Source organism: Caulobacter sp. 1776 (genome assembly GCF_040545685.1).
In the GTDB taxonomy this organism is placed as follows: Bacteria; Pseudomonadota; Alphaproteobacteria; order Caulobacterales; family Caulobacteraceae; genus Caulobacter.
Genome location: NZ_JBEPMI010000002.1, coordinates 610,320 through 632,362 on the forward strand (window position 1 = coordinate 610,320; position 22,043 = coordinate 632,362).

Below are 22,043 nucleotides of genomic sequence, written 5' to 3' on the forward strand. Positions count from 1 at the left end.
GCAGACGGAAGTCAGAACGTGGCGATGATGACGTTTATGGGTACGGTTTCGGTCATATCCTGCCAACTAAGCTCGGGAGCATCGGCCAAATATGATCATTCCAGATAGTCCAATGGCAGCGCCGTGGAATCCTTGATCGTCTCCAGCACGAACGACGAGCGGATGTCCTTCACCGCCGGCATCTTCAGCAGCCGCTTCATGGTGAAATCGGCGTAGGCGTCGAGGTTGGGCACGGCCACCTTCAGCAGGTAGTCGAAATTGCCGGTCATCACATGACAGCTGACCACCTCGGGCTCGCGCAGCACCGCCTGCTGGAAGGCCTCGGCCGCGCCCTCCTTGTGGTCGACCTGGACCTCGACATAGGCCAGCACGTCCAGCCTGGCCTTGCGGCGATCCAGCAGCGCGACATAGCCGCTGATCAGGCCCGAGGCCTCCAGTTGCTTGACCCGCCGCAGGCAGGGGCTGGGCGATAGACCCACCCGCTCGGCCAGGTCGACGTTCGAGATCTTGCCGTCCGCCTGCAGGATCTGAAGGATCTTCCGATCGGCGCGGGTGAGCTTCATCGTGACCGGTTTTCAGCGAAAGTTGGCAGAAGGCGCCAGGCTAACCCAAACGCACCGCGACCGCGAGACGCCCCTTGCGTCCGGCCCAGCTTACGGGCCTACCATAGGGAGAGTTCAACGGGCGGAGGGGCCGGTGATCTACGCCAAGGCCACGGCCTATCTGATCGGCTGGGTGTTCCTGGCGATCGTTCTGCTGCGCGTGATCGTCGGCCCGCTGTGGGGGTCGGGAACCGATCTTGGCCTGATCGCCGCGCCGGCCGCCTTCGCGGCGGGCGTTCTGGCGCTCGGCAAGCTGGCGTCCATCCTGCTGCGCGACCTCTCCAAGACCCTGAGGATCAAGGACCCCGAATGACCGACAGCAGCCCCTTCGCCTCGCCGTCCCGCAAGCTCAAGACGCCCTTCCAGCGCCAAGGCCAGATGATCCTGGTCGGCGTGGTCGCCGTCCTGATCCTGCTGTTGGGCTCGTGCAGCGTGCTGTCGCACAGCACCACGGTCGAGCCCGGCAATGTCGGGGTCAAGATCCGCACCCTGGGCTCGTCGGCCGGCGTCGCGCCCGAGCCCCTGCCCGCCCGCTGGTACTTCCGGGGCGTCGGCGAGCGGATCATCCAATATCCGGTGATCCAGCGCACCTACAGCTATACCCGCGAGAAGGACGAGCGCGGCAACGAGAACGAGGAGATCACCTTCTCGGACAACACCGGCCTGCCGATGACGGCCGACATCTCGGTGACCCTGCAGGTCAATCCGGCCTCGGCCCCGAACCTCTACCAGACCTATCGCCTGTCGTTCGACCAGTTGCTGGACGGGCCCATCCGCAACGACGTCCGCTCGGCCGTCGCCGCCGAGGCCGAGAAGGTCGGGGTCGAGACCCTGTACAGCGGCGGCCGCCAGATGGTGATCCAGAAGGCCTATGCCCGCGTCGCCAGCAAATGGGCCCGCCATGGGGTGACGGTCTCGCAGCTCGACTGGATCGGCTCGATCCGCTACCCGGCCGCCATCATCCAGCAGATGCAGGCCAAGACCCAGCTGGAGCAAGAAGCCCTGGCCGCCAAGGCGCTGGAGGCCAAGGAGACCGCCCTGGCCAACGCCGCCATCGCCAAGGCCCGCGGCGAGGCCGAGTCGATCCGCATCAAGGGCGAGGCCCTGCGCGCCAATCCCCAGGTCCTGCAACAGCTGGCCATCGAGAAGTGGAACGGCGAGTTGCCGAAGGTCACCGGCGGCTCGACCCCGTTCGTGAAGATCGACTAAAGCGCTGCGCGCTTCCATGTAACCAAGTCCGTCTCCGAGCGTTGCTATTCGGTCAAAACCGACGACGAGACAGATGGACGGACACCAGGCCGGCGGGCTTACGCGAGATGCGGGCTTCGGGATACCGGGCCTTGACGATGTCCTGGCGGGCGGGATGGAACGCGACCGCGTCTATCTCCTCGAGGGCGCTCCCGGCACGGGCAAGACCACGGCCGCCATGAGCTTTCTGATCGAAGGCGCACGCCTGGGCGAGACGGGCCTCTACATTACCCTATCGGAGACCGAGCTCGAGCTGCGCGGGACGGCGAGGTCGCACAACTGGTCCCTCGACGGCGTCGACATCTTCGAACTGGTGCCGCCCGAAAGCCTGCTGGACGAGCAGCAGCAGCAGAGCCTGCTTTACTCGTCCGACTTGGAGCTCGGCGAAACGACCCGGATGATCTTCGAGGCCGTGGAGGCCAAGAAGCCGCGCCGGGTCGTGATCGACAGTCTTTCGGAGATCCGCCTGCTGGCGCAGAGCTCATTGCGCTACCGCCGCCAGGTGCTGGCGTTGAAGCACTATTTCGCCAAGCATGGGGCCACCGTGCTCCTGCTCGATGACCTGACGACCGACATCAACGACAAGACCGTGCATAGCGTCGCCCATGGCGTCATCCAGCTTCAGGAGCTGGCCCCGGAATATGGAGCCGAGCGCCGGCGGGTGCGGATCATCAAATATCGCGGGCGTCAGTTCCGCGGCGGCTACCACGACTTCACAATCAAGACCGGCGGCCTGGAGGTCTATCCGCGGATCGTCGCGTCCGAACACCGTACCGCGTTCGACCGCAGCTGCGTGTCCAGCGGCGTGCCGGAACTGGACGCTCTGTTGGGCGGTGGCATCGAACGCGGCTCGAGCGCGCTGATCCTCGGCCCCGCCGGCACGGGCAAGTCCCTGTTTTCCATCAGCTTCGCGGCCGCCGCCGTCGCCCGGGGCGAACGCGCCGCGCTGTTCATCTTCGACGAGGAGCTAGGCCTCCTCTACGATCGGATGAACAAGCTCGGCATTGATCTTCAGGCGATGCAGAACGACGGCAATCTGGTCATCGAGCAGATCGACGCCGCCGAACTCTCGCCGGGCGAGTTCGCCACCCGCGTTCGCCGCTGCGTCAACGAACAGCGCATCAAGACCGTCGTGATCGACAGTCTGAACGGCTATCAGGCGGCGATGCCGCAGGAGCAGTTCCTGGTCCTGCACATCCACGAGCTGCTGCAATATCTGAACCGGCAAGGCGCCTCGACCTTCTTGACGGTGGCCCAGCACGGGCTGGTCGGCGAGATGAAGGCGCCGGTCGACGTCACCTATCTGGCCGACACCGTCATTCTCCTGCGCTATTTCGAAGCGCTGGGAGATGTTCGCCGCGCCGTCTCGGTGATCAAGAAACGTTCGGGCGAACACGAAAAGACCATTCGCGAATTCAATATCGGCCCGAGCGGCCTAACGCTGGGCGATCCTCTGAAGGGGTTCCAGGGCATCCTGCGCGGCGTTCCGAACTTCGTCGGCCACGGTAGCGGGCTGTTGGGCGACGCCTCGGCATGAGCGAAGGCGGCGCTTATTCCCAGCGCGCCCTGGTGCTGGCGCCGGCCGGACGGGACGCCGAAATCGCCGCGGCCGTCTTGCGCGAGGCCGAGGTGGCCGTGACGATCTGCAAGGACCTGGAAGCCTTGCATCTCGAGATCCACGACGGCGCGGGCCTCGCGATCGTGGTCGACGAGGCCTTGCGCAACGCCGACCTCGCGCCCCTGGCGCGCTGGATTCAGGGCCAGCCCTCCTGGTCGGACTTTCCGTTCCTGGTGCTCACCCAGCGCGGCGGCAGCGTCGAGCGCAATCCGGTCGCCAAGCGCCTGTCGGCGACCTTGGGCAATGTCAGCTTCCTGGAGCGGCCCTTCCATCCAACGACGCTTGTCAGCGCCGTCCGCACCGCCCTGCGCGGGCGCAGCCGCCAGTACGAGGCCCGCGAGCGGCTCGAAGAAATCCGTCGCGGCGAAGCCCTACTGGAGCGCCGCGTCGCCGAGCGAACCGCCGAACTCGAGGCCGCCAACCGTCAGCTCGCGGACCAGATCGAGGAGCGTGAAAAGGTCGAAACGGCGCTGCGCCAAGCCCAGCGTCTCGAAGCGGTGGGCCAGCTGACCTCGGGCGTAGCCCACGATTTCAACAATCTGCTGACCGTCATCATCGGCAATATCGAGCAGATGCTGAAGCGGATCGATGATCCGGACCTGACGCGCCGGCTTTTGTTGATGAGCGAAGCCTCGCGGCGCGGCGCGCGGCTGACCGCGCAGATGCTGGCTTTTTCCCGACGGCAGAAGCTGGAACCGCGTCCAGTCGACCTGAACGATACGGTCAGCAGCATGCGCGATCTGCTGCAAAGCACGATCGGCGGCAGCGTCCAGATCCGAGATCCCGATCTCGCGGCCGACCTCTGGCCGGCGATGATCGATCCCACGCAGATCGAGCTGGTGATCCTGAACCTGGCCATCAATGCCCGCGACGCGATGGACGTCGGCGGCTCGCTGCTGATCAGCACGCGCAACGTCGTGACCGGCCCGCCCCAGGCGCCCGAGGATCCTCCGGCGGGAAGCTTCGTCGTCGTCTCGGTGACCGACAACGGCTCGGGGATGACGGACGAAGTGCTGGCGCGCGCGTTCGAGCCCTTTTTCACGACCAAGGAGGTCGGCAAGGGATCAGGCCTCGGCTTGAGCCAGGTGTTCGGCCTGGCCAAGCAGTCCGGCGGCGGGGTGAAGATCCAGACCCGGGTGGGCCACGGCACCACGATCAGCGTCTACCTTCCCAAGGCGGCATCCGTTCCCAGCCTGCCGCCGATCGAACGTCACGGTCACGAGGCGGATCATGGCGCGCAGGCGCTGATCCTGGTGGTCGACGACGACGACGCCGTCCGTCAGGTGACCGCGGGATATCTTCGCGATCTGGGCTATCGGGTCGTCGAGGCTGGAAGCGGCGGCGCCGCGCTGGAGACCTTCCAGGCGCGCGCGGATATCGAAGCGGTGATCCTGGACTTCGCGATGCCCGGCATGAACGGCGCTTCGTTGGCCAAGGAAATGAGCACGCGTCGCGCCGAAGTCCCGATCCTGTTCTCGACTGGCTACGCGGGCGCCGACGCCTTGGCGTTCACGCATGAGGATCGCCTGATCCGCAAACCGTTCCGCCAGGCTGAACTCGCCGAGAAACTGTCGAACGCCTTGACGCTCAGCCGCAAGACCCCGGTCGAGTTGGACGTCGCTCCCTAGCGATACGACGGTCTTCGAATGCAAAAACGCCCCGGGTTTCCCCGGGGCGTCCTCGGATCATTCTGGTCCCCGCTTAGGGTCCGTCTTTCAGTTGGCCAGGCGGCGCAGGAAGGACGGGATCTCGAGGTCTTCGCCGTCGTCGGCCTGCGGCGTCTCGATCGGGGTCAGCTGCGGACGGGCGCTCTGGGTCGAACGGGCCTGCGGCTGCGGAGCCGAGGGCTGCTCGTAGCGCTGGCGACCGCCTCCGAACATCGAGAAGAACCCACCCTGCTTCTGGGGACGACGCTCTTCGTAATAGTTGTTCTCGGGGAACAGCGGCTCGTCCGAAGCGCCGTCATCGACCATCGGGTCGACGATGCGGGTCACCTGCCGGGGGGCCGGCTGGGTGATGCGGGGCTCTTCAGCAACCGGCTCGTCGTAGTAGAGCTCGGCTTCCGGCTCCGGCTGCGGGGCGGCCATGACGATTTCGGGCTCGGGAGCCGGCGTCGCTTCCGGCTGCATCCCGAAGGCCGACGATGGGCGCTCGGCCGGGCGGGCGGCTTCGTAGCGGGCGGTGGGGCGAGCCGGTTCCGGCTGCGGAGCCGGCGCGCGCGCGGTGTCGGCGATCAGCGGCTGGGTCGTGGTGTTGCGGGTGACCGGCTTCGGCTCGATCTGGGCGATCGAGGCGCCGTCCATGCCGGTGGCGACCACCGACACGCGGATCACGCCTTCCAGCGACGGGTCGAAGGCCGCGCCGAAGATGATGTTGGCTTCCGGATCGACCTGGTCCGAGATGGCGTTGGCCGCCTCGTCGACTTCCAGCAGGGTCATGTCCATGCCGCCGGTCACGTTGACCAGAACGGCCTTGGCGCCCTTCAGCGAGACTTCGTCCAGCAGCGGGTTGGCGATGGCGTTCTGGGCGGCCATCAGCGCGCGGTCTTCGCCAGCGCCTTCGCCGGTGCCCATCATCGCCTTGCCCATCTCGGTCATGACCGTGCGGACGTCGGCGAAGTCGAGGTTGATCAGGCCCGGCAGGACCATCAGGTCGGTGATCGAGCGAACGCCCGAGTGCAGCACCTGGTCGGCCATGCCGAACGCTTCGGCGAAGGTCGTGCGCTCGTTGGCGACGCGGAACAGGTTCTGGTTCGGAATGACGATCAGGGTGTCGACGTAGCGCTGCAGCTCCTGGATGCCGCTGTCGGCCAGGCGCATGCGGTGACGACCTTCGAAGTGGAAGGGCTTGGTCACGACGCCGACGGTCAGGATGCCGCGCTCGCGAGCGCACTTGGCGATGATCGGGGCCGCGCCGGTGCCGGTGCCGCCGCCCATGCCGGCAGTGATGAACACCATGTGCGCGCCGTCGAGGTGCTCACCGATCTCCGGGAACGACTCTTCAGCGGCGCTCATGCCGACTTCCGGGTGCGCGCCGGCGCCCAGGCCCTGCGTGACCTGTACGCCAAGCTGTATGCGGCGGTCCGTCTTGGCGAACTGAAGCTGCTGTGCGTCCGTATTGGCCACCACGAACTCGACACCCTCGAGGCCCGCCTCGATCATGTTGTTCACAGCGTTGCCGCCAGCGCCACCGACACCGAACACCACGATACGCGGCTTCAGTTCAGTCGTACGCGGCGCGGAAAGAGAAATAGCCATGGGACCCTCGCGTCCTTAACGCCGAAATCGTCGAACTAGACCTCGGCGACACCCATCGCCCAGGTTTGCCTCGACGATCGTGTTAACAGAACAACCACCATCGTTAATCGGCAGTTAACTGCATAATCTGAGTCGTGGTCGGGTCGAGCGCGGCCGTGGGATAAATTGTGGTCTATCAACAGAATCTCCAGGCGAACCAAGGGTTCCCCGGGAATCCACAGGCGCGTGCGACCGAACGACGCTGAATGTAGAATCTGCCCGATGTGGGCGCGGGCCAGCAGCAAAAGGCCCGGCCGAGAAGCTCGACCGGGCCAATAAGGTTAAACTGTAGAGTTAATCACGCTTAAAACTTCGAAGCTTGGCTGACTGCTCAAGCTAGAGGTTGTCACGCAGCCACGCGGCCGCCTTGGCCATCGGGCTGGCGTTGGGATCGAGCGGACGCTTACGGACCGGGCCGCCGGCCAGCGCCTTGGACGAGACCGCCTCGCGCGGACCGAAGGCCGTGCGGTGCAGCGTGCCGGCGGCGGCGCAGAAGGCGGGACCCGAGGCGGCGTCGGCCAGGTGCGGCACCCGGCGCGGACGCCCCAGACGCACCGGGCGATCGAACACGCGGACGGCGACTTCGCGCACGCCGGCCAGCTGGCTGGCGCCGCCGGTCAGGACGATGCCCGCGCCCGGCTCGACCGGCGCGCCCGAGGCCTTCAGGCGCTCGCGCAGCAGCTCCAAGGTTTCCTCGACGCGGGGTTGGATGATGCCCTTGAGCAGCGAGCGGGGCGCGATGACCGGACCGGCGCCCGGATCGTCGCCGCGCGGCGGGGCCTCGATCATCTCGCGGTCCTCGTTGGCCGAGGCGATCGCCGAACCGTGCAGGGTCTTGATGCGCTCGGCGCCGACCACCGAGGTCTGCAGGCCGCGCGCGATGTCTTGAGTGACGTGACCGCCGCCGACCGACAGGCTGTCGACGTGGCACAGGGCGCCGTTGTTGAACACGGCCACCGAGGTCGAACCGCCGCCCATGTCGATGCAGACCGCGCCCAGGTCCATTTCGTCCTCTTCCAGGGCCGCAAGGGCCGAGGCGAACGGCGCGGCGACCACGCCCTCGAAGCTGAGGTGGGCGCGTTCGACGCAGTGGGCCAGGGTGTGGAAGATGTTCTCGTTGACCGAGACCACCAGTAGCTCCAGGCCCAGCGAGCGGCCGAACATGGCGCGCGGATCGCGGATGCCGCGCTGGCCGTCGACCGACCAGGCGATCGGCAGCAGGTGGATCGGCTTGCGGCCGGGAAGACGGACCTGGGCCAGAGCCGAGGCGATGGCGCGCGACAGGTCGCCGTCGCCGATCGGGCGGGCGCCGAGCGAAACCTGGGTGTGGACGCGGTTGCTGGCCAGCTGGCCACCGGCGGTGCAGACGCTGACGCCCTGGACGTTGACGCCGGCCACGGTCTCGGCCCGCTCCACGGCCTGGGCGATCGCTTGCGCGGCCTCGTCCAGATTGACGATCGCGCCGCCGCGGACGCCGCGCGACTGGACATAGCCGACGCCGGCCGTCGTCAGGGTGCGGTTGTCGCGGTGGACGCCGTCGGCCTTCATGATGAAGCAGGTGACCTTGGACGCGCCCAGGTCGACGGCCGCGATGGCGGGCTGGCGCACGAGCGTGGCCTTCAGGCCCTCACGTGCCTGCTTCCGTTCCTCCAATCGCGACATCGCTATCGTCACCTCAGCACTCTTCAGTCGTCTACGCCCCGCCCGCGGCTGGCTGCCCAGGCAGCGCCGCGTCGCGAGGTCTCACAGCCACCATTTCGGGGTCGCGCAGATCGATCCGCGCGAAACCCATGTCGAGGATTCGCTGTCGTTGGTCGAGCTGATCCAATTGAATCAGCGCGGATTCTTCGTCAATGGCCGGCAGCTGGATCAGCGAGCCGTCCTTCAGTCGAAGATCCCAACGACGGTCATCCACCCGCACCAGCGCTTCCAGACGGTCGCGCAGACGCGGTCGCGAGGCCACGGCCGGCAGGATCAGGCTGGCCGCCTGGTCCGCGCCCTGCCCCACCACCAGCGGCAGCTGGGGGAAGCGGGCCGGGTCGGCCTCGCTGATCACCCGGCCTTCGCCGTCGATCACCTTCATGCGGCCCTGGTTCTGCCAGACCGCCAGCGCCGGCCGCTCTTCCACCGCGATCAGCACGGTGTCGGGCAGCATGCGCACCACCTTGGCGTCCTTGACCCAGCCCACGCCCTGCACCCGTTGGCGCACATCGGCGAGGTCCATGCCCAGCGTCGGCTGGTCCAGGTACAGACCCGAGGCCTTCAGGATATCGGCCTGGGCCGTCGAGGACGCGCCGCGGATATGGACGGTCTTCAGCTTGAAGCCCGCCGAAGCGAAGCCGTTGTCGACGCCATGGACCATGGACGCGCCGATCCGTTCGGCGCGGTGTCCCGTCGCCAACATCACCACAAGCCCAAGGCCCAGGGCCGCGCCGGCCACCGTCAAGGCCACCGTGGGCGAGAGGCCCACGCCCTTGGCGGCGTGCAGCTTGGCGGCCGGCTGCGCCCCCCTGGGCGCCGGCTTGCCTTTGCTCGGACTTGCGGGCGCTTCGGCCCGGGGTCGCCTAGGCTTAGGCGGTCCCCCCCGCACTACAGCGGGCATAAGCGTCCTCCACGATCCACAAAACTAACTGGTCAAACGGGATCCCGACGTGGTCGGCTTGCTCGGGAACGAGCGAAGTCGGTGTCATGCCGGGCTGCGTGTTGACCTCTAGAAGGACCAGAATGTCGTTAATGTCGTCATAACGGAGGTCGGACCGGGTCACCCCTTGGCAACCAAGAGCCGAGTGGGCCAATTCGGCCATCCGCATCGCGCGATCCCTTACGCCATCAGGGATTGGAGCCGGCAGGACGTGGATCGAACCGCCTTCGGAGTACTTGGCCTCGTAGTCATAGAAACCTGTGGATGCACGGATATCCGTCACCGCCAGCGCCCTGGGACCTTTTGGCTCACCCATCACCGCCACGGCCAATTCCAGCCCGCGGATATAGGGCTCGACCATCACCTCCTCGCCGAAAGTCCAGGCGGGCGAGGCCAATTCTTCCGGCGGGCGGTTGGCGCCTTCCTTGACGATGAACACCCCGACCGAGGATCCTTCGGCGTTGGGCTTCACGACATAGGGCGGCTGCAACACATGGTCGCGCGCGACATCGTGTCGGTTGTAGAGACCGCCGCCCGGCACGATCACGCCGGCGGCCGCCAGCACGGCCTTGGCCTTGGCCTTGTCCATGGCCAGGGCGGAGGCGAGCACGCCCGAGTGGGTATAGGGTAGTTTCAGCGTCTCCAGCACGCCCTGGACGCAACCGTCCTCGCCCCATTCGCCGTGCAGGGCGTTGAAGACGAGCTCCGGCTTGGCCGCGGTCAGCGCCTGGGCGATGTCCGCGCCGGGGTCGATCCGCGTGACCTTCGCCCCCAGCCGCTCCAGCGCATCGGCGCATTCGCGGCCCGAAACCAGGCTGACCTCGCGCTCCGACGAAGGGCCGCCGAGCAGCACGGCGATGTGGCGGCCGGACAGGGGTTGGGTCATGGAGGCGGTGACTCTTCGGAGGGGACTGGATGGTCTGCCACTCCTAGTCAGCCTCGGCGCGCCTGCCAACAGGAAGACGCTGTAGCGCCCCCTCCGTCTCGTCGCGTATTCGCGCCGATCCACCTCCCCCGTTTCACGAGGGAGGATGGGCCGTTTCTCCTCACCCGTGAAACGGGGGAGGTGGCGCGCGGCGAAGCCGCGTGACGGAGGGGGCGCTCCGAGCGCTTAGTGCGCCGCGGGCGCGCTCGCCGGCTTCATCGCGCGGAAGTCGATGTCGCTGTCGGCCACCAGATAGATGAAGCTGGCCCAGGCGGCGACGTTCTGCGCCAGCTCGTCCGGACGCACCTTGTTCAGGGTGTCGTCCATGGTGTGGTGGTAGTCGAAGTAGCGCGAGGCGTCCTGCTCCAGCTCGATCGACGGCACGCCGGCGGCTTCCAGGCCCTCGATGTCCGAACCGCCGTGGGCCGACGGGTCGCGGTTCACGAAGATCTTCAACGGAGCCAGCAGGTTGCCGGCCGTGGTGGCGATGGGGTGCTTCTGGGCGCCGGCCGGCAGCTTCAGCGAATAGATGCGGTCGGCGCCGGTGTCGCTCTCGCCGGCCAGGACGATCTTGGGCAGTTCGGCCTTGTGCGCCTCGACATAGGCTTCCGACGAGCCGCCGCTCTCTTCCGAGCCGAACATCACCACGCGGATGGAGCGCTTGGGGTGCTTGGGCAGCTCGCCGATCAGCTTGGCCGCGGCCGTGGTGATGGCGACGCCGGTGGCGTCGTCGAGGGCGCCTGTGCCGACATCCCAGCTGTCCAGGTGGCCGCCGATAACGATCACCTCGTCCGGCTTCTCCGAGCCCTTGATCTCGCCCGAGATGTTCCAGGCGACGTCATTGGCGTCGGTGGTCGAGGCCAGCTTCAGCTTGATGCGCAGCGGGCCCTTCTTGGCCAGCCGCTCAAGCTGCTCGGCTTCCGGCACGCCCATGGCGGCGGCCGGGATGGTGACGACGTCGGGGCCAAAGCCGGTGACGCCGGTGTGCGGCACGGTCGAGTCCGAGGTCGAGACCGAGCGGATCAGCAGGGCCACGGCCCCGCGCTTGGCGGCTTCCGCCGGACCGGCGCGGCGCGAGACGCCGGCGACGCCATAGCCGTAGCCGTCCTGGGCGCGGACCATCGGCTGGGTGATGACGGCGATCTTGCCCTTCAGCGAGCCTTCCGGCGCGGCCATCATCTCGGCATAGGTGCGAAACAGCGCGACGTCGGCCTCGATGCCTTCGGCCGGGGTCGGCAGGGTGCGGCCCAGGCCGACGATGTTCAGCTTCAGCGGATACGGGCCGACCAGCCAGGCGCTCTCCTCGCCGCGCGTCCACGACGACTTGGCGAACTGCTCGACCTTGATGTTGGTGAAGCCGAGGGCCTTCAGCTTGGCCTCGCCCCAGCCCTTGGCGCGCTCCATGGCCGGCGAGCCGACGATGCGCGGGCCGATGCTGGTGGTGAGATCCTCGGTGATCTCCCAGGCGGTGCGATCCAGCAGCGCCTTGTCGCGCAGGCCCTCGGCGGTCTTGGTGTCCTGGGCATGAGCAACGCCCGAAATCAAAGCGAGGGTGGCGGAGGCGGCCAACAGACGACGGTACATGAGCAAGGATTCTCCCCAATGGCGCGGGAGTCATAGCACCGGTTCGCGCCAGGGGGAGTCAGCAATGAGCAGGACCATGGCAGGCGCCCTAGGCGAGGCGCCCGATCCGCTTGATCTCCCAGTCCAGCTGCACGCCGGTCTTGGCCAGGACGTCGGCGCGGACCGCCTCGCCCAGGCCTTCCAGGTCGGCGGCGGTGGCCTCGCCGGTGTTGATCAGGAAATTGCTGTGCAGCGGCGAGAACATCGCGCCGCCAAACAGTTTTCCCCGCCAACCGGCCTCGTCGACCAGCTTCCACGACGAGTGGCCCGGCGGGTTTTTGAATGTCGAGCCGCCGGTCTTCTCGCGGATCGGCTGGGTGGTCTCGCGTCGGCTGGTGATTTCGGCCATCCGGGCCTTGATCGCCTCGGGTTGGTCGGCCGTCCCTTCGTAGATCGCGTCCAGCACGATCAGATCGGCGCCCATCAGGGCGCTGTGGCGGTAGGTGTAGCCGAAGCTCTCTCCAGAGATCTCGGACACCTGGCCGGCGCGGTTCATCACCCGGGCCGACTTGATGACGTTGACCGTCTCGGAGCCGTAGCAGCCGGCATTCATGATCACCGCGCCGCCGACCGTGCCGGGGATGCCGGCATAGAACTCCAGCCCCGCGATGCCGGCCTCGGCGGCCTTGCGGGCCAGGATGGCGTCCGGCACGGCCGAGCCGGCCTTGATGCGGTTGTCGCCCAGGGCTTCGACGCCGTTGAAGCCCTTGCCCAGACGGATGATCACGCCCTCCACGCCGCCATCGCGAACCAGCAGGTTCGAGCCGACGCCGATCGCTTGCACTGGAACCGTCGGGTCCAGGGCCTTCAGGAAGTCGGACAGGTCTTGCTCGTCGGCCGGCAGGAACACCACGTCGGCCGGACCGCCGACCCGGAACCAGGTGAACGGCGCCAGGGCCTCGTCAAGCAGCAGCTTGCCCCGGACGGCGGGAAGGTCGTTTTTCCAGCTCACTTCGCCATCCTTCACTTGGAAAGCGCTTCCAGCTGACCTGGCAGGGCGTAGGACCACGAGGTGATGTCGCCCGCGCCCAGCAGGACAACGAGGTCGCCGCTGGTCGCCTCGGCCGCGACCAGGGCCGGCAGGGCCGCGGGGCTCTCCAGCGGCAGGGCGCGGCGGTGGCCGAACTTCTTGAGGCCGTCGACCAGGTGGTCGCGGTCGACGCCCTCGATCGGCTGCTCGCCGGCCGTGTAAACGTCGGCGACGATCACCGTGTCGGCGTCGTTGAAGCAGCTGCTGAACTCGGTCATCAGGTCGCGCAGGCGGGTGAAGCGGTGCGGCTGGACCACGGCGATCACCTTGCCCTGCGTCACGGCGCGGGCGGCCTTCAGCACGGCGGCGATCTCGACCGGGTGGTGGCCATAGTCGTCGACGACGCGGATGCCGTTTGCCACGCCCGTGGTGGTGAAGCGGCGCTTGACCCCGCCGAAGCCGGCCAGGCCCTTGCGGATCGACTCCGCGTCGACGCCGAGCTCGCGGGCCACGGCCACGGCGGCGGTGGCGTTCAGCACGTTGTGGTGGCCGGCCATCGGCATCTTCAGGCCGTCATAGCGGACGACCTGGCCGTCGCGCGGCGACACCACGATATCGAAGGTCGCGCCCTCGGGACCCATCTCGATGTTCGAGACCCGCACCTCGGCCTGCGGGTTTGTCCCGTAGGTCACCAGGCGACGGTTTTCGATCCGCGAGGTCAGGGCCTGGACTTCGGGGTGATCGGTGCAGACCGCCGCGAAACCGTAGAACGGAATGTTCTCGATGAAATCCTGGAAGCCCTTCTTCACCGCGTCGAAGTCGCCCCAGTGGTCCAGGTGCTCGGCGTCGATGTTGGTGACGATGGCCACGGTCGACTTCAGTTTCAGGAACGAGCCGTCGCTCTCGTCGGCCTCGACGACGATCCAGTCGCCCTCGCCGACCTTGGCGTTGGTGCCGTAGGCGTTGATGATGCCGCCATTGACCACGGTCGGGTCCAGGGCGCCGGCGTCCAACAGGGCCGCGACCATCGAGGTGGTGGTGGTCTTGCCGTGCGTGCCGCCGACGGCGACCGAGAACTGCAGTCGCATCAGCTCGGCCAGCATCTCGGCCCTGCGCACCAGGGGCAAGCGCTTGTCGCGGCCGGCGACCATCTCGGGGTTGTCGGCCTTGACGGCCGTGGAATAGACGATGGCCGAGGCGCCCTCGACGTGGCTGGCCTCGTGGCCGATGAAGATGCGCGCGCCCAGCTTTTCCAGCCGCTCGGTGTTGGCGCTGGCCTTGGCGTCGCTGCCCTGAACGGTGTAGCCGATACGCAGCATGATCTCGGCGATGCCGGACATGCCTATGCCGCCGATGCCGATGAAGTGCACGGGGCCGAGTTCGAAGGGGACGGGGCGTCGACGCTGGATCATGAAAAGCCGATTAGACCATTTGCGCGCGCCGCGAAACGCCCTCCTGGCGCTGAGTTTGTGGACGACGCCCGCCCTAGCCCGAGCCCCGCTTCCGGCCCCGCTTGAGCTGCGCCTGGCCGATGTCGGCCGCTTCGCCGTGTTCGTCGACCTGGGAAGCGTTCAGTGGACCGGCCGCACCGCCAAGCTCCGCGTCCTCCAGGTCACCGAGGGCGGCTTCAAGGCCGGGGCCGAAGAATTCTGGGGCGGCTGGCGTCACGAGGTCATCGACTGCGACGCCCGCACGATCGCCCATGCGGGGTTCGGCGGCATCCGGGCCGGCGGCCGCGAGGGACCGGTGACCGGCGACCAGCGCCCCTTCGCGCCGTTGCCGGCTGGCGGCGCGGACGAGGCGGTGGCCAAGGTGGTGTGTGATGGATGGAAGCCGTTCGCGAAGGTCGCGGTGGTGGAGAGCGTCGAAGAGGCAGTGAAGATCGGGCGGCCGCTGATCGAGACGGGCGCAGAGCCTTGAAGACTCGCACCATTCATCCCACGCCGCCGTTTCATTCGCCGGCTGGATGCAGAGGGGCGGAAGCGACCGCCCTTCCCTTCACTTGAAGAAGTCCAGCGCGTCCTTCGCGTCACCAGGTTGGTATTGATAGAGCTCGAAGGGTCCGTTTTCCGAAACCCACAGCAGTTGGCTGCCGCAAATCTTCATCAGGCGATAGACGAGTTGGACCTCATTCTCACCAAGAGCCCTAACTGAAAAGGAGTCGCCAAGGAATTCGAACCGTGCACGGCCTGTTCGCATGGCGAGGATCACGTCGCCGTCGGCCTCGACTTCATGGTCAGAGCCGAATTCGAACGTGATGGCGAATTCTTGCTCCTCGCCATCCTGGTCTTCATAACGAACAAGATGTTCGGAGAAGTAGACGTACTCACCGTCCATCTAGCGAGCTCCTGTAAACAAGGGCGTATTAACGCCAGCCACTCCACCGTTCTTCTTACATTCGGACCACCGTTCTGCCGCCGTTGAGTAGCAAATGCGGGCTATGCGCTTGCGATCAGCTTTCGCCCGGGCGTACATCGCTGCATAGGTGGCGCACTTGATCTGATCTTCGCGCTCCAGGTCGCCGCATTCGTCATCAATGCGTCCACGTTCCCTCGGAGAGTATGCGCGCCCACGCCAGTTTCCTGAGGCCTTTGGGCGGGCGTCCGAGGTGACGCGAAGGTCCAACTTTCCTGCCGGTAGTTTCAGGAACGGCGTCTTGTCCCGACCGGTTGTCTGTTGATCGAACTCGCCGAACGCACGGCTCAGTGCAATCCCAGCGCCCACCGCCGGCAGCCCAATGGCACGAGCGCCGAGCGCGGTTTCGGATGGCTCACTAGGCGGCGGGCCGCCTGACCAGCAGGCGTGAACAACCGCCGCGCCTTCGGCCTCGCCGACGTAGCCCGCACAACGGGGATAGGGCGGCGGTCAATTCCCGTTTTGCTTCGACTTTCCCAGGTTATAGAACCTTAGCTCGACAAGAACAAAACAGCAACGCACATCCTACCGCGCCGTCTTCTCCACCAGGTCCGCCAGCTCCTCAGCCGCGTTCGGCTTGGCCACGCTCCGCGCGCCCGCCGCCATCCGGCCCAGGCGCTCGGGGTCCTTCAGCAGCGCGTTGAGCGCGCCGGCCATGGCGTCGACCGTCAGCTCGTCCTCGAGGCACACGGCCGCGCCGCCCGCCTCTTCAAGGAGCTTGGCGTTGAAGCGCTGGTGGTCGTCGGCGGCGATCTTCAGCGGCACCAGGATCGAGGGCCGGCCGGCCACGGCCAGCTCGGTGCAGGTCGAGGCGCCCGAGCGGCCGATGACCAGGTGCGACTGGCGCAGATAGCCGGCCATGTCGCGGAAGAACGGGGCGACCTCGCAGTCGACCATGGCGTTGCGATAGATCTTGCGCGCGCCTTCCATGCTTTCGGCGCGGGCTTGCTGGAAGACCTTGAGGCGCGAGCGCAGTTCCTCGGGCAGCTTGGCGATCGCCTCGGGGATCAGTTCGGACAGCAGGCGCGCGCCCTGGCTGCCGCCGGTGACCAGGATGCGCAGCTGCACTTCCGGCGCGATGTAGGGCACGTCGTAGAGCGCGCGCACCGGCGGACGCACGGGGTTGCCGACCACATGCGCCCTGGCCTGCACAGCGGGCTTGGCCATCCGCAGGGTCGGGAAGGCGCAGGCGACTTCATCGACGCGCGGGGCCAGGAAGCGGTTCACGCGGCCCAGGACCGCGTTCTGCTCGTGGATCACCGTCGGGCGTTTCTGGCTCAGCGCGCCCAGCAGGGCCGGCAGGGCGGGATAGCCGCCAAAGCCGACGACCACGGCCGGGTCCAGACGCTTGAAGGCCGCGCGGGCTTCCATCACGCCCTGCATGACGACGAAGCCGGCCTTGACCATGCCCAGAGGGTCGTTGGCCTTGGCGGTGGCGGCCGACAGGGCCAGCCGCTCCTCGGCGGGGAACTTGTCGGCGTAGAGCGCGCCGCGGTCGTCCGTGGCCAGCACGACGCGCCAGCCGCGCGCGGCCAAGACCTCGGCCAGGGCCTGGGCGGGGAACATGTGGCCGCCGGTTCCTCCGGCGGCGACGACGGCCAGCTTGCTCATGTCAGGCGAAAGCGCCGTCGAGGCCGAACTCGCCGCTCGCCCCGTAGGCGCCGGGGCGCTTGCGCACCAAGGCCAGGGCCATGCCCAGCGTCAAACCCATCGCGAGCATGGAAGAGCCCCCGTAACTGATGAACGGAAGCGTCATGCCCTTGGTCGGGATCATGTTCAAGTTCACCGCGATGTTAATGATGGCCTGCTGGCCCAGGAGGACGAACAGACCGGCCGCCGCGACCTGCTCGAACGAGTCGTTCAGCTTCATCGCCTTGTAGAGGCCGCGCACCACCACGAAGGCGAACAGGCCGATCAGGGCCCACGAGAAAATCAGGCCGTATTCCTCGGCCGCCACCGAATAGATGAAGTCGGTGTGCAGGTCGGGCACGTGGCGCTTCATGACCCCCTCGCCCGGGCCTCGCCCGAACAGGCCGCCGGCCCGGATGGCCTCGGCGGCGCGGGTGATCTGATGGGTGTCGGCCTGGTCGGGGCTGAGGAACTTCTGCACGCGGGCGTGCACGTGATCGAACAGGAAATAGGTCGAGCCCAGGCCGGCCAGGGCGACCGCGCCCAGGCCCATGATCCACGAGATCGGCACCCCGGCCATCCAGAAGGCGGCCCCGAAAGCGATGGTGATCAGCACGGTCTGGCCGACGTCGGGCTGGATCAGCAGCAGGGCCACGGCGATGAAATAGAGCAGGAAGGCGATCGATACGCCCGGCACACCTTCACCCTTTTGGCCTTCGGAGAACATCCAAGAGACCAGCACGATCAGGGCTGGCTTCATGAACTCGGACGGCTGCAGGGTGAAGCCGCCGAACTGCAGCCAGCGGGTGGCGCCCTTGGCGTTGTGGCCGATGAACGGCAGGGCGATCATGATGGCGATCGCCGCCAGATAGATGAAGAACGCCGCCCGCCGGATCCCCTTGGGCGACAGCATCGAGGTCGTCAGCAGGATCACCGCCGCGCCGCTGGCGAACACGCACTGGCGCAAAGCGAAGTGGAACTGGTCGTCGATGCCGATCCGCTGGGCCGCCGCCGGGCTGGAGGCGAACGACAGCAGCATCCCCAGGGTCACCAGCAGGGCGGTCGCGCCCAGCAGCCAGCGATCGGTCGTCCACCACCAGATGCCGAGCGCGGTGCGGTCGGTGCGGGCAAAGGCGTGTGTCGCGTTGGAAGCCATGGCCGGAGAGTCGGACCGCAGGGTTAATCAAAGCTTGCTGGGCCATTATAAGCCCGTGGACATGCGTCGAAAAGCGCGGTCAGACCCGCGATCGCCCCCTAGCGCAGCTCGAAATAGGCCGTGTCGCCGCCGTCGGTATGGGCGACCACGGCGATGTTCAGCGCCACGCCGTCGTCCAAGGTCAGACGACAGTCGCCGGCTCGGAACGCCTGCCGCAGGACCTCGGGCTCGCCGGTGAGGCTGCCCTTGCCCGCCTTGCGCCCGGCGGGCCCATTGGTGACCAGCAGCGAGAAGAGCACCGCTTCCTGCTCGCGCGCCACGGTCAGCGCGCCATTTCCGGTCCGTGGAATCTTCTGAATCTTGGCCATGGGCATCAGATAAACGGCGTAAAACTGGACGTCATGCCTTATTGCTACAGGATAATATCGGCCGATGTAGAATAATATTCGAAAACCGCTTGCCGTTTGTCGCGGGACGGCGCATGGTATATTTCATCGAATATCGAACTGGTTCGGCCGCTCTCCATGCTTGCTCTTCGGATCGAGCCCCGAGCCTCTCCAAATCCTCTCCGAAAATTTGATCACGCGGCTCGTCTCGGGCTGCGCGTCTCCTATCATGCAAGGAATACATCCATGGCTACCGGCACCGTGAAGTGGTTCAACTCCACCAAGGGCTTTGGCTTCATTCAACCCAACGACGGCGGCGCTGACGTCTTCGTGCACATCTCGGCCGTCGAACGCTCGGGCCTCGGCTCGCTGGACGAAGGCCAGAAGGTCAACTTCGAGCTCGAGCGCGATCAGCGCAGCGGCAAGATGTCGGCCGGCCAGCTGACCGCCGCCGCCTAAGGATCGATCCGGCTCGGACGGATCGTCCGGGCCGGTCTCCCCCTTTTCGCCGATCGCCTCGCGCGACCGGAAACGAAAGCGACCATGAATCCATCTCAAGACATCGGCCACACGCAGCGCCAGAAGACGGCCGCGGACGCCAAGGCGGCCCTGTTGGCCAAGTTCAAGCCGCAAGCGACCCGCGTCGATCCGCAATTCGCCGAACGCGCCGCGATGCGCGCCGCCGAATTGACTCAGGTGCGGACAGACCGATCCCTCGCCAAGGCCGCCGCTCGGCAAGCCGCCGCCGATAGCGCCCAGGCGATCGTCGACGCCGAGGCCGCCCTCGCCGCCGACGCCCTGACGGCCAAGCGCGGCGAACGCAAGGAGCGCAAGGCGCTCTCGAACGCCGAAGCCAAGGCCAAGCGGGACGCCCGCTACGCCGCCCGCAAGGCGCGCTCCTAAGGATGGCCCGCAAACCCAACTACGATTTCGAGCGCAAGGAACGCGAGCGCCAGAAGGCGGCCAAGGCCGCTGAAAAGGCCGCCGCCAAACGCCCCGCGCCCGTCGACGATCAACCGTCGGACGACAACACCTAGAGCGTGGCAGCCGAACGTGTGAGCGGTTTCGGCGCCCGCCACGCCCTAAAGGTTTGAGATAGAGCCTGTTTATCCGTTCCGGTGTTTCCATCAGAAATGGACAGGCTCTAGGACGCGTTCGTCCGGACCATCATCCCGGCGACCTCCTTCAGCAGCTTGGCGACGACCCCGGCCGTCAGGCCGTTCACGTCGCGACTGGGATTGTATTCGACGATGTCCGCGCCGACGATCGGCTGGTCGATGGCCTGGATGATGTCGATCACCTGCCGCGTCGACAGACCGCCCGGCTCCGGGTGCGAGACACCCGGCGCGAAGGCCGGGTCCAGGGCGTCCAGATCCAGCGAAATATAGACCGGGCCATCGAGCCTCAGCGGCAGGCTGCGCCGCCACAGGTAGGCCTCGACCACCTCGACGCCGAACCGGGCGATCTGGGCGTCGTGGTGCGGGTTCACGCAGCGGATGCCGATCTGGATCAACCGATCGGCCAGCCCCTCCTCCATGATCCGCGCGAACGGGCAGGCGTGCGAGCGCGGATTGCCCTGGTAGACGTCGTAGAGATCGCTGTGAGCGTCTATGTGCACGATGGTCAGGCGCGGATGGCGCCGGCGGACGGCCCGCAGGATCGGATGGCTGACCGCGTGGTCGCCCCCCAGGCAGATCAGCGGATGGCCAGCCTGTAGCACTTCGCCGACACGCGCCTCGATGGCGTCCCAGGGATCGATGCCCTCGCCAAAGATCACGTCGCCATGATCGACCAATCGACCAGGCTGGCCGAGGTCGACGCGCGTTTCACTGACCAAACCATAGGCCTCCGACCACAGCGCCTCGCGGATCGGCCCCGGCGCGGCGGCCGCGCCCTTCAGGTGGGAGGAATAGTCGTCGTGGGGTGCGCCCAGCAGGGAGATGGTGGTCATTCGGAGCCTCGAAGAAACGTGGAGGCCCGCGTTTACGGCTGACGCTTTGTTAGCTCCACTTCGATGAGCTAAGGGTAAATGTAAGATTTTCTACGAGATGTGCCGCGCCATGCTCGACCTCGCCCGCCTGCGCCTGCTGCGCGACCTAGCTCGCCTCGGGACCATGACCGCCGTGGCCGACACCCTGGGTCAGACCTCCTCGGCCGTGTCGCAGCAACTGGCGATCCTTGAGCGCGAGGCCCGCGCCCCGTTGCTGGAGCGTATCGGTCGCCGCGTACGCCTGACCGCCGAGGGCCGGCGCCTGGCCGCCCATGCCGAGACCATCATGCAGGCCGTCGAAGCCGCGGAGCTCGATCTCCGCGCCGGCCGCGACGTCCCCGACGGCGATCTGGAGGTCGCGACCTTCCCCAGCTTCGCCAAGGCCCGGCTGCTGCCTGCCATGCTGGATTTGCGCGCCCGCTGGCCTGGCCTGCGCGTGACGATCCGCGAGGAAGAGCCGATCGACTCCCTGGAGGCCGTGCGCGAGGGCCGCCGCGATCTGGTGATCGACTTCGCCTACAGCCTGACGCCGCGTGGCGACGCCGCAGGGCTGTCGGCCTTTCCGATCCTGGAAGAGCCTGTCTTGCTGGCCGTGCCCATCGATCGGGCGGGCGAAGGGCCGGTCAACCTGCGCGACCTGGCGGACGCCGACTGGATCGTCGGCTCGCGACAATCGGACGACCATCGTCTGGCCGAGCGCGCCTGCGCCCTGGCCGGCTTTTCCCCACGCATCGTCCACACGATCGACGACTATGATCTGATGCTGCGGATGGTAGCGGCGGGCCTGGGCGTCGGCTTCGCGCCGGAGATGGCCCTCGCGTTCTCGGGCGCGGAGGGCGTCGTCGGCCGGCCCGTCGCGGACTTGACCCTGACCCGGCGTATCCAGGCCGTGACCCGCTCCACCCTGGCGAACACGGCGCGGGTGAAGGCGCTGATCGCGGCGCTGACGGCCTAGGGCGGATCGACATCGGGATTGGCTATCAAAAATTCGCTCATCCTCGCGAAAGCGGGGATGAGCGGGCTTGGAAGACGAAGAGCCTCTCGACGTCGATGAATGTCGATCCGCCCTAACCCAGGGCCCGCCCGGTCCAGTCGACAATCTGGGCGGTGCTCATCGCCCCGGCCTGTCGCGCGATCGACGCGCCATCCTTGAACAGGATCAGGGTGGGGATGCTGCTGACGTTCAACGCGCCAGCCGCCGCGCCCTCGGCCTCGGAATCCAGTTTCAACAACCGCGCGGCCGGTTCCAGCTGGCGGGCGGCGGCCTCGAAGCTCGGCGCCATGGTCCGGCACGGCCCGCACCACGGCGCCCAGACGTCCAGCAGCAGAGCGACGCCTCGGGTCAGGCGGCGATGGCGATCGAGGTCCGCGCCGGTCACCGCCGTCGGCGCGCCGGTGAACAGGGCCGCCTTGCAACGCCCGCACTTGGCCGACAACGGGTCGCGATCCTGCGGCAGGCGATTGCCGGCGCCGCACGCCACGCACACGACCTGGGACATGGATCGAGCCTCCTTCGCCGCTTCACCGTTCATCGCGAACACGCC

The 22,043-nt window shown here is 67.1% G+C and carries 23 protein-coding genes; 9 read left to right on the forward strand and 14 right to left on the reverse strand.

The window, feature by feature from the left end; all coding sequences use genetic code 11:
• Window positions 1-95 precede the first annotated feature (95 nt).
• Window positions 96-563, reverse strand: coding sequence for an Lrp/AsnC family transcriptional regulator (locus ABIC66_RS08240; RefSeq protein ID WP_354069263.1), 468 nt, complete (start codon window positions 561-563; stop codon window positions 96-98).
• 133 nt (window positions 564-696) lie between these two features.
• Here ABIC66_RS08240 and ABIC66_RS08245 point away from each other — a divergent pair, with 133 nt between their 5' ends.
• The 4 genes from ABIC66_RS08245 to ABIC66_RS08260 all read left to right on the forward strand — a co-directional run bounded on the left by ABIC66_RS08245 (window position 697) and on the right by ABIC66_RS08260 (window position 5,096).
• Window positions 697-915, forward strand: a complete 219-nt coding sequence (locus tag ABIC66_RS08245) for a hypothetical protein (protein WP_354069265.1) — start codon at window positions 697-699, stop codon at window positions 913-915.
• Complete coding sequence (locus ABIC66_RS08250) at window positions 912-1,811, forward strand: SPFH domain-containing protein (RefSeq protein WP_354069267.1); 900 nt, start codon at window positions 912-914, stop codon at window positions 1,809-1,811. The genes ABIC66_RS08245 and ABIC66_RS08250 overlap by 4 nt, the downstream gene beginning before the upstream one ends.
• A 73-nt stretch (window positions 1,812-1,884) precedes the next feature.
• Entirely contained in the window at window positions 1,885-3,387 is a 1,503-nt protein-coding gene (locus ABIC66_RS08255; RefSeq protein WP_354069269.1) for an ATPase domain-containing protein, read from the forward strand.
• Window positions 3,384-5,096 carry a response regulator gene (locus tag ABIC66_RS08260; RefSeq protein WP_354069271.1) on the forward strand — a complete coding sequence of 571 codons (1,713 nt, stop codon included), beginning with the start codon at window positions 3,384-3,386 and terminating at the stop codon, window positions 5,094-5,096. Before ABIC66_RS08255 ends, ABIC66_RS08260 begins: the two co-directional genes overlap by 4 nt.
• An 87-nt stretch (window positions 5,097-5,183) precedes the next feature.
• On the opposite strand, the gene ftsZ is transcribed toward ABIC66_RS08260, so the two are convergent.
• The 7 genes from ftsZ to murC all read right to left on the reverse strand — a co-directional run bounded on the left by ftsZ (window position 5,184) and on the right by murC (window position 14,335).
• Window positions 5,184-6,725: a cell division protein FtsZ gene (ftsZ, locus tag ABIC66_RS08265; protein WP_354069273.1), complete on the reverse strand. Its 1,542-nt coding sequence runs from the start codon at window positions 6,723-6,725 to the stop codon at window positions 5,184-5,186.
• Window positions 6,726-7,100: 375 nt separating this feature from the next.
• Entirely contained in the window at window positions 7,101-8,426 is a 1,326-nt protein-coding gene (ftsA, locus tag ABIC66_RS08270) for a cell division protein FtsA (RefSeq protein WP_354069405.1), read from the reverse strand.
• Between the two features lie 31 nt (window positions 8,427-8,457).
• Entirely contained in the window at window positions 8,458-9,366 is a 909-nt protein-coding gene (gene ftsQ, locus ABIC66_RS08275) for a cell division protein FtsQ (protein WP_354069275.1), read from the reverse strand.
• On the reverse strand, window positions 9,335-10,291 hold the full coding sequence (locus ABIC66_RS08280; protein WP_354069277.1) for a D-alanine--D-alanine ligase: 957 nt from the start codon (window positions 10,289-10,291) through the stop codon (window positions 9,335-9,337). Before ABIC66_RS08280 ends, ftsQ begins: the two co-directional genes overlap by 32 nt.
• Window positions 10,292-10,516: 225 nt before the next feature.
• Entirely contained in the window at window positions 10,517-11,920 is a 1,404-nt protein-coding gene (locus ABIC66_RS08290; RefSeq protein ID WP_354069279.1) for a M28 family peptidase, read from the reverse strand.
• A gap of 82 nt (window positions 11,921-12,002) precedes the next feature.
• On the reverse strand, window positions 12,003-12,905 hold the full coding sequence (murB, locus tag ABIC66_RS08295; RefSeq protein ID WP_354069281.1) for a UDP-N-acetylmuramate dehydrogenase: 903 nt from the start codon (window positions 12,903-12,905) through the stop codon (window positions 12,003-12,005).
• 11 nt (window positions 12,906-12,916) lie between these two features.
• Window positions 12,917-14,335, reverse strand: a complete 1,419-nt coding sequence (gene murC, locus ABIC66_RS08300; RefSeq protein ID WP_354069283.1) for a UDP-N-acetylmuramate--L-alanine ligase — start codon at window positions 14,333-14,335, stop codon at window positions 12,917-12,919.
• Between murC and ABIC66_RS08305 the strand changes: the two genes are divergently transcribed.
• Window positions 14,334-14,843 carry a hypothetical protein gene (locus ABIC66_RS08305; protein ID WP_354069285.1) on the forward strand — a complete coding sequence of 170 codons (510 nt, stop codon included), beginning with the start codon at window positions 14,334-14,336 and terminating at the stop codon, window positions 14,841-14,843. The genes murC and ABIC66_RS08305 overlap by 2 nt on opposite strands.
• Before the next feature lie 78 nt (window positions 14,844-14,921).
• On the opposite strand, the gene ABIC66_RS08310 is transcribed toward ABIC66_RS08305, so the two are convergent.
• The 4 genes from ABIC66_RS08310 to ABIC66_RS08325 form a co-directional block, all read right to left on the reverse strand.
• Window positions 14,922-15,260, reverse strand: coding sequence for a hypothetical protein (locus ABIC66_RS08310; RefSeq protein ID WP_354069287.1), 339 nt, complete (start codon window positions 15,258-15,260; stop codon window positions 14,922-14,924).
• Window positions 15,261-15,863: 603 nt separating this feature from the next.
• Window positions 15,864-16,949 carry an undecaprenyldiphospho-muramoylpentapeptide beta-N-acetylglucosaminyltransferase gene (gene murG, locus ABIC66_RS08315; RefSeq protein WP_354069289.1) on the reverse strand — a complete coding sequence of 362 codons (1,086 nt, stop codon included), beginning with the start codon at window positions 16,947-16,949 and terminating at the stop codon, window positions 15,864-15,866.
• A gap of 1 nt (window position 16,950) precedes the next feature.
• Window positions 16,951-18,123 (reverse strand): putative lipid II flippase FtsW, encoded by a 1,173-nt coding sequence (ftsW, locus tag ABIC66_RS08320; protein WP_354069291.1) that lies wholly within the window; start codon window positions 18,121-18,123, stop codon window positions 16,951-16,953.
• A 98-nt stretch (window positions 18,124-18,221) separates the two neighbouring features.
• Entirely contained in the window at window positions 18,222-18,491 is a 270-nt protein-coding gene (locus ABIC66_RS08325) for a hypothetical protein (protein ID WP_354069293.1), read from the reverse strand.
• 264 nt (window positions 18,492-18,755) lie between these two features.
• On the opposite strand from ABIC66_RS08325, the gene ABIC66_RS08330 reads away from it, so the two are divergent.
• The 3 genes from ABIC66_RS08330 to ABIC66_RS08340 all read left to right on the forward strand — a co-directional run bounded on the left by ABIC66_RS08330 (window position 18,756) and on the right by ABIC66_RS08340 (window position 19,546).
• The gene (locus ABIC66_RS08330; RefSeq protein ID WP_354069295.1) at window positions 18,756-18,968 is read left to right on the forward strand and encodes a cold-shock protein; all 213 of its coding nucleotides are present in this window, start codon (window positions 18,756-18,758) and stop codon (window positions 18,966-18,968) included.
• A gap of 84 nt (window positions 18,969-19,052) precedes the next feature.
• Window positions 19,053-19,412 (forward strand): DUF6481 family protein, encoded by a 360-nt coding sequence (locus tag ABIC66_RS08335; RefSeq protein WP_354069297.1) that lies wholly within the window; start codon window positions 19,053-19,055, stop codon window positions 19,410-19,412.
• Between the two features lie 2 nt (window positions 19,413-19,414).
• Window positions 19,415-19,546: a hypothetical protein gene (locus ABIC66_RS08340; RefSeq protein WP_354069299.1), complete on the forward strand. Its 132-nt coding sequence runs from the start codon at window positions 19,415-19,417 to the stop codon at window positions 19,544-19,546.
• 107 nt (window positions 19,547-19,653) lie between these two features.
• Here ABIC66_RS08340 and speB read toward each other — a convergent pair whose 3' ends face one another.
• A complete protein-coding gene (gene speB, locus ABIC66_RS08345) occupies window positions 19,654-20,460 on the reverse strand; it encodes an agmatinase (protein ID WP_354069301.1) in 807 nt (268 codons plus the stop codon).
• Window positions 20,461-20,569: 109 nt separating this feature from the next.
• Here speB and ABIC66_RS08350 point away from each other — a divergent pair, with 109 nt between their 5' ends.
• Window positions 20,570-21,454, forward strand: coding sequence for a LysR family transcriptional regulator (locus ABIC66_RS08350; protein WP_354069303.1), 885 nt, complete (start codon window positions 20,570-20,572; stop codon window positions 21,452-21,454).
• 112 nt (window positions 21,455-21,566) lie between these two features.
• Here ABIC66_RS08350 and ABIC66_RS08355 read toward each other — a convergent pair whose 3' ends face one another.
• Window positions 21,567-21,998, reverse strand: coding sequence for a thioredoxin domain-containing protein (locus ABIC66_RS08355; RefSeq protein ID WP_354069305.1), 432 nt, complete (start codon window positions 21,996-21,998; stop codon window positions 21,567-21,569).
• Window positions 21,999-22,043 lie beyond the last annotated feature (45 nt).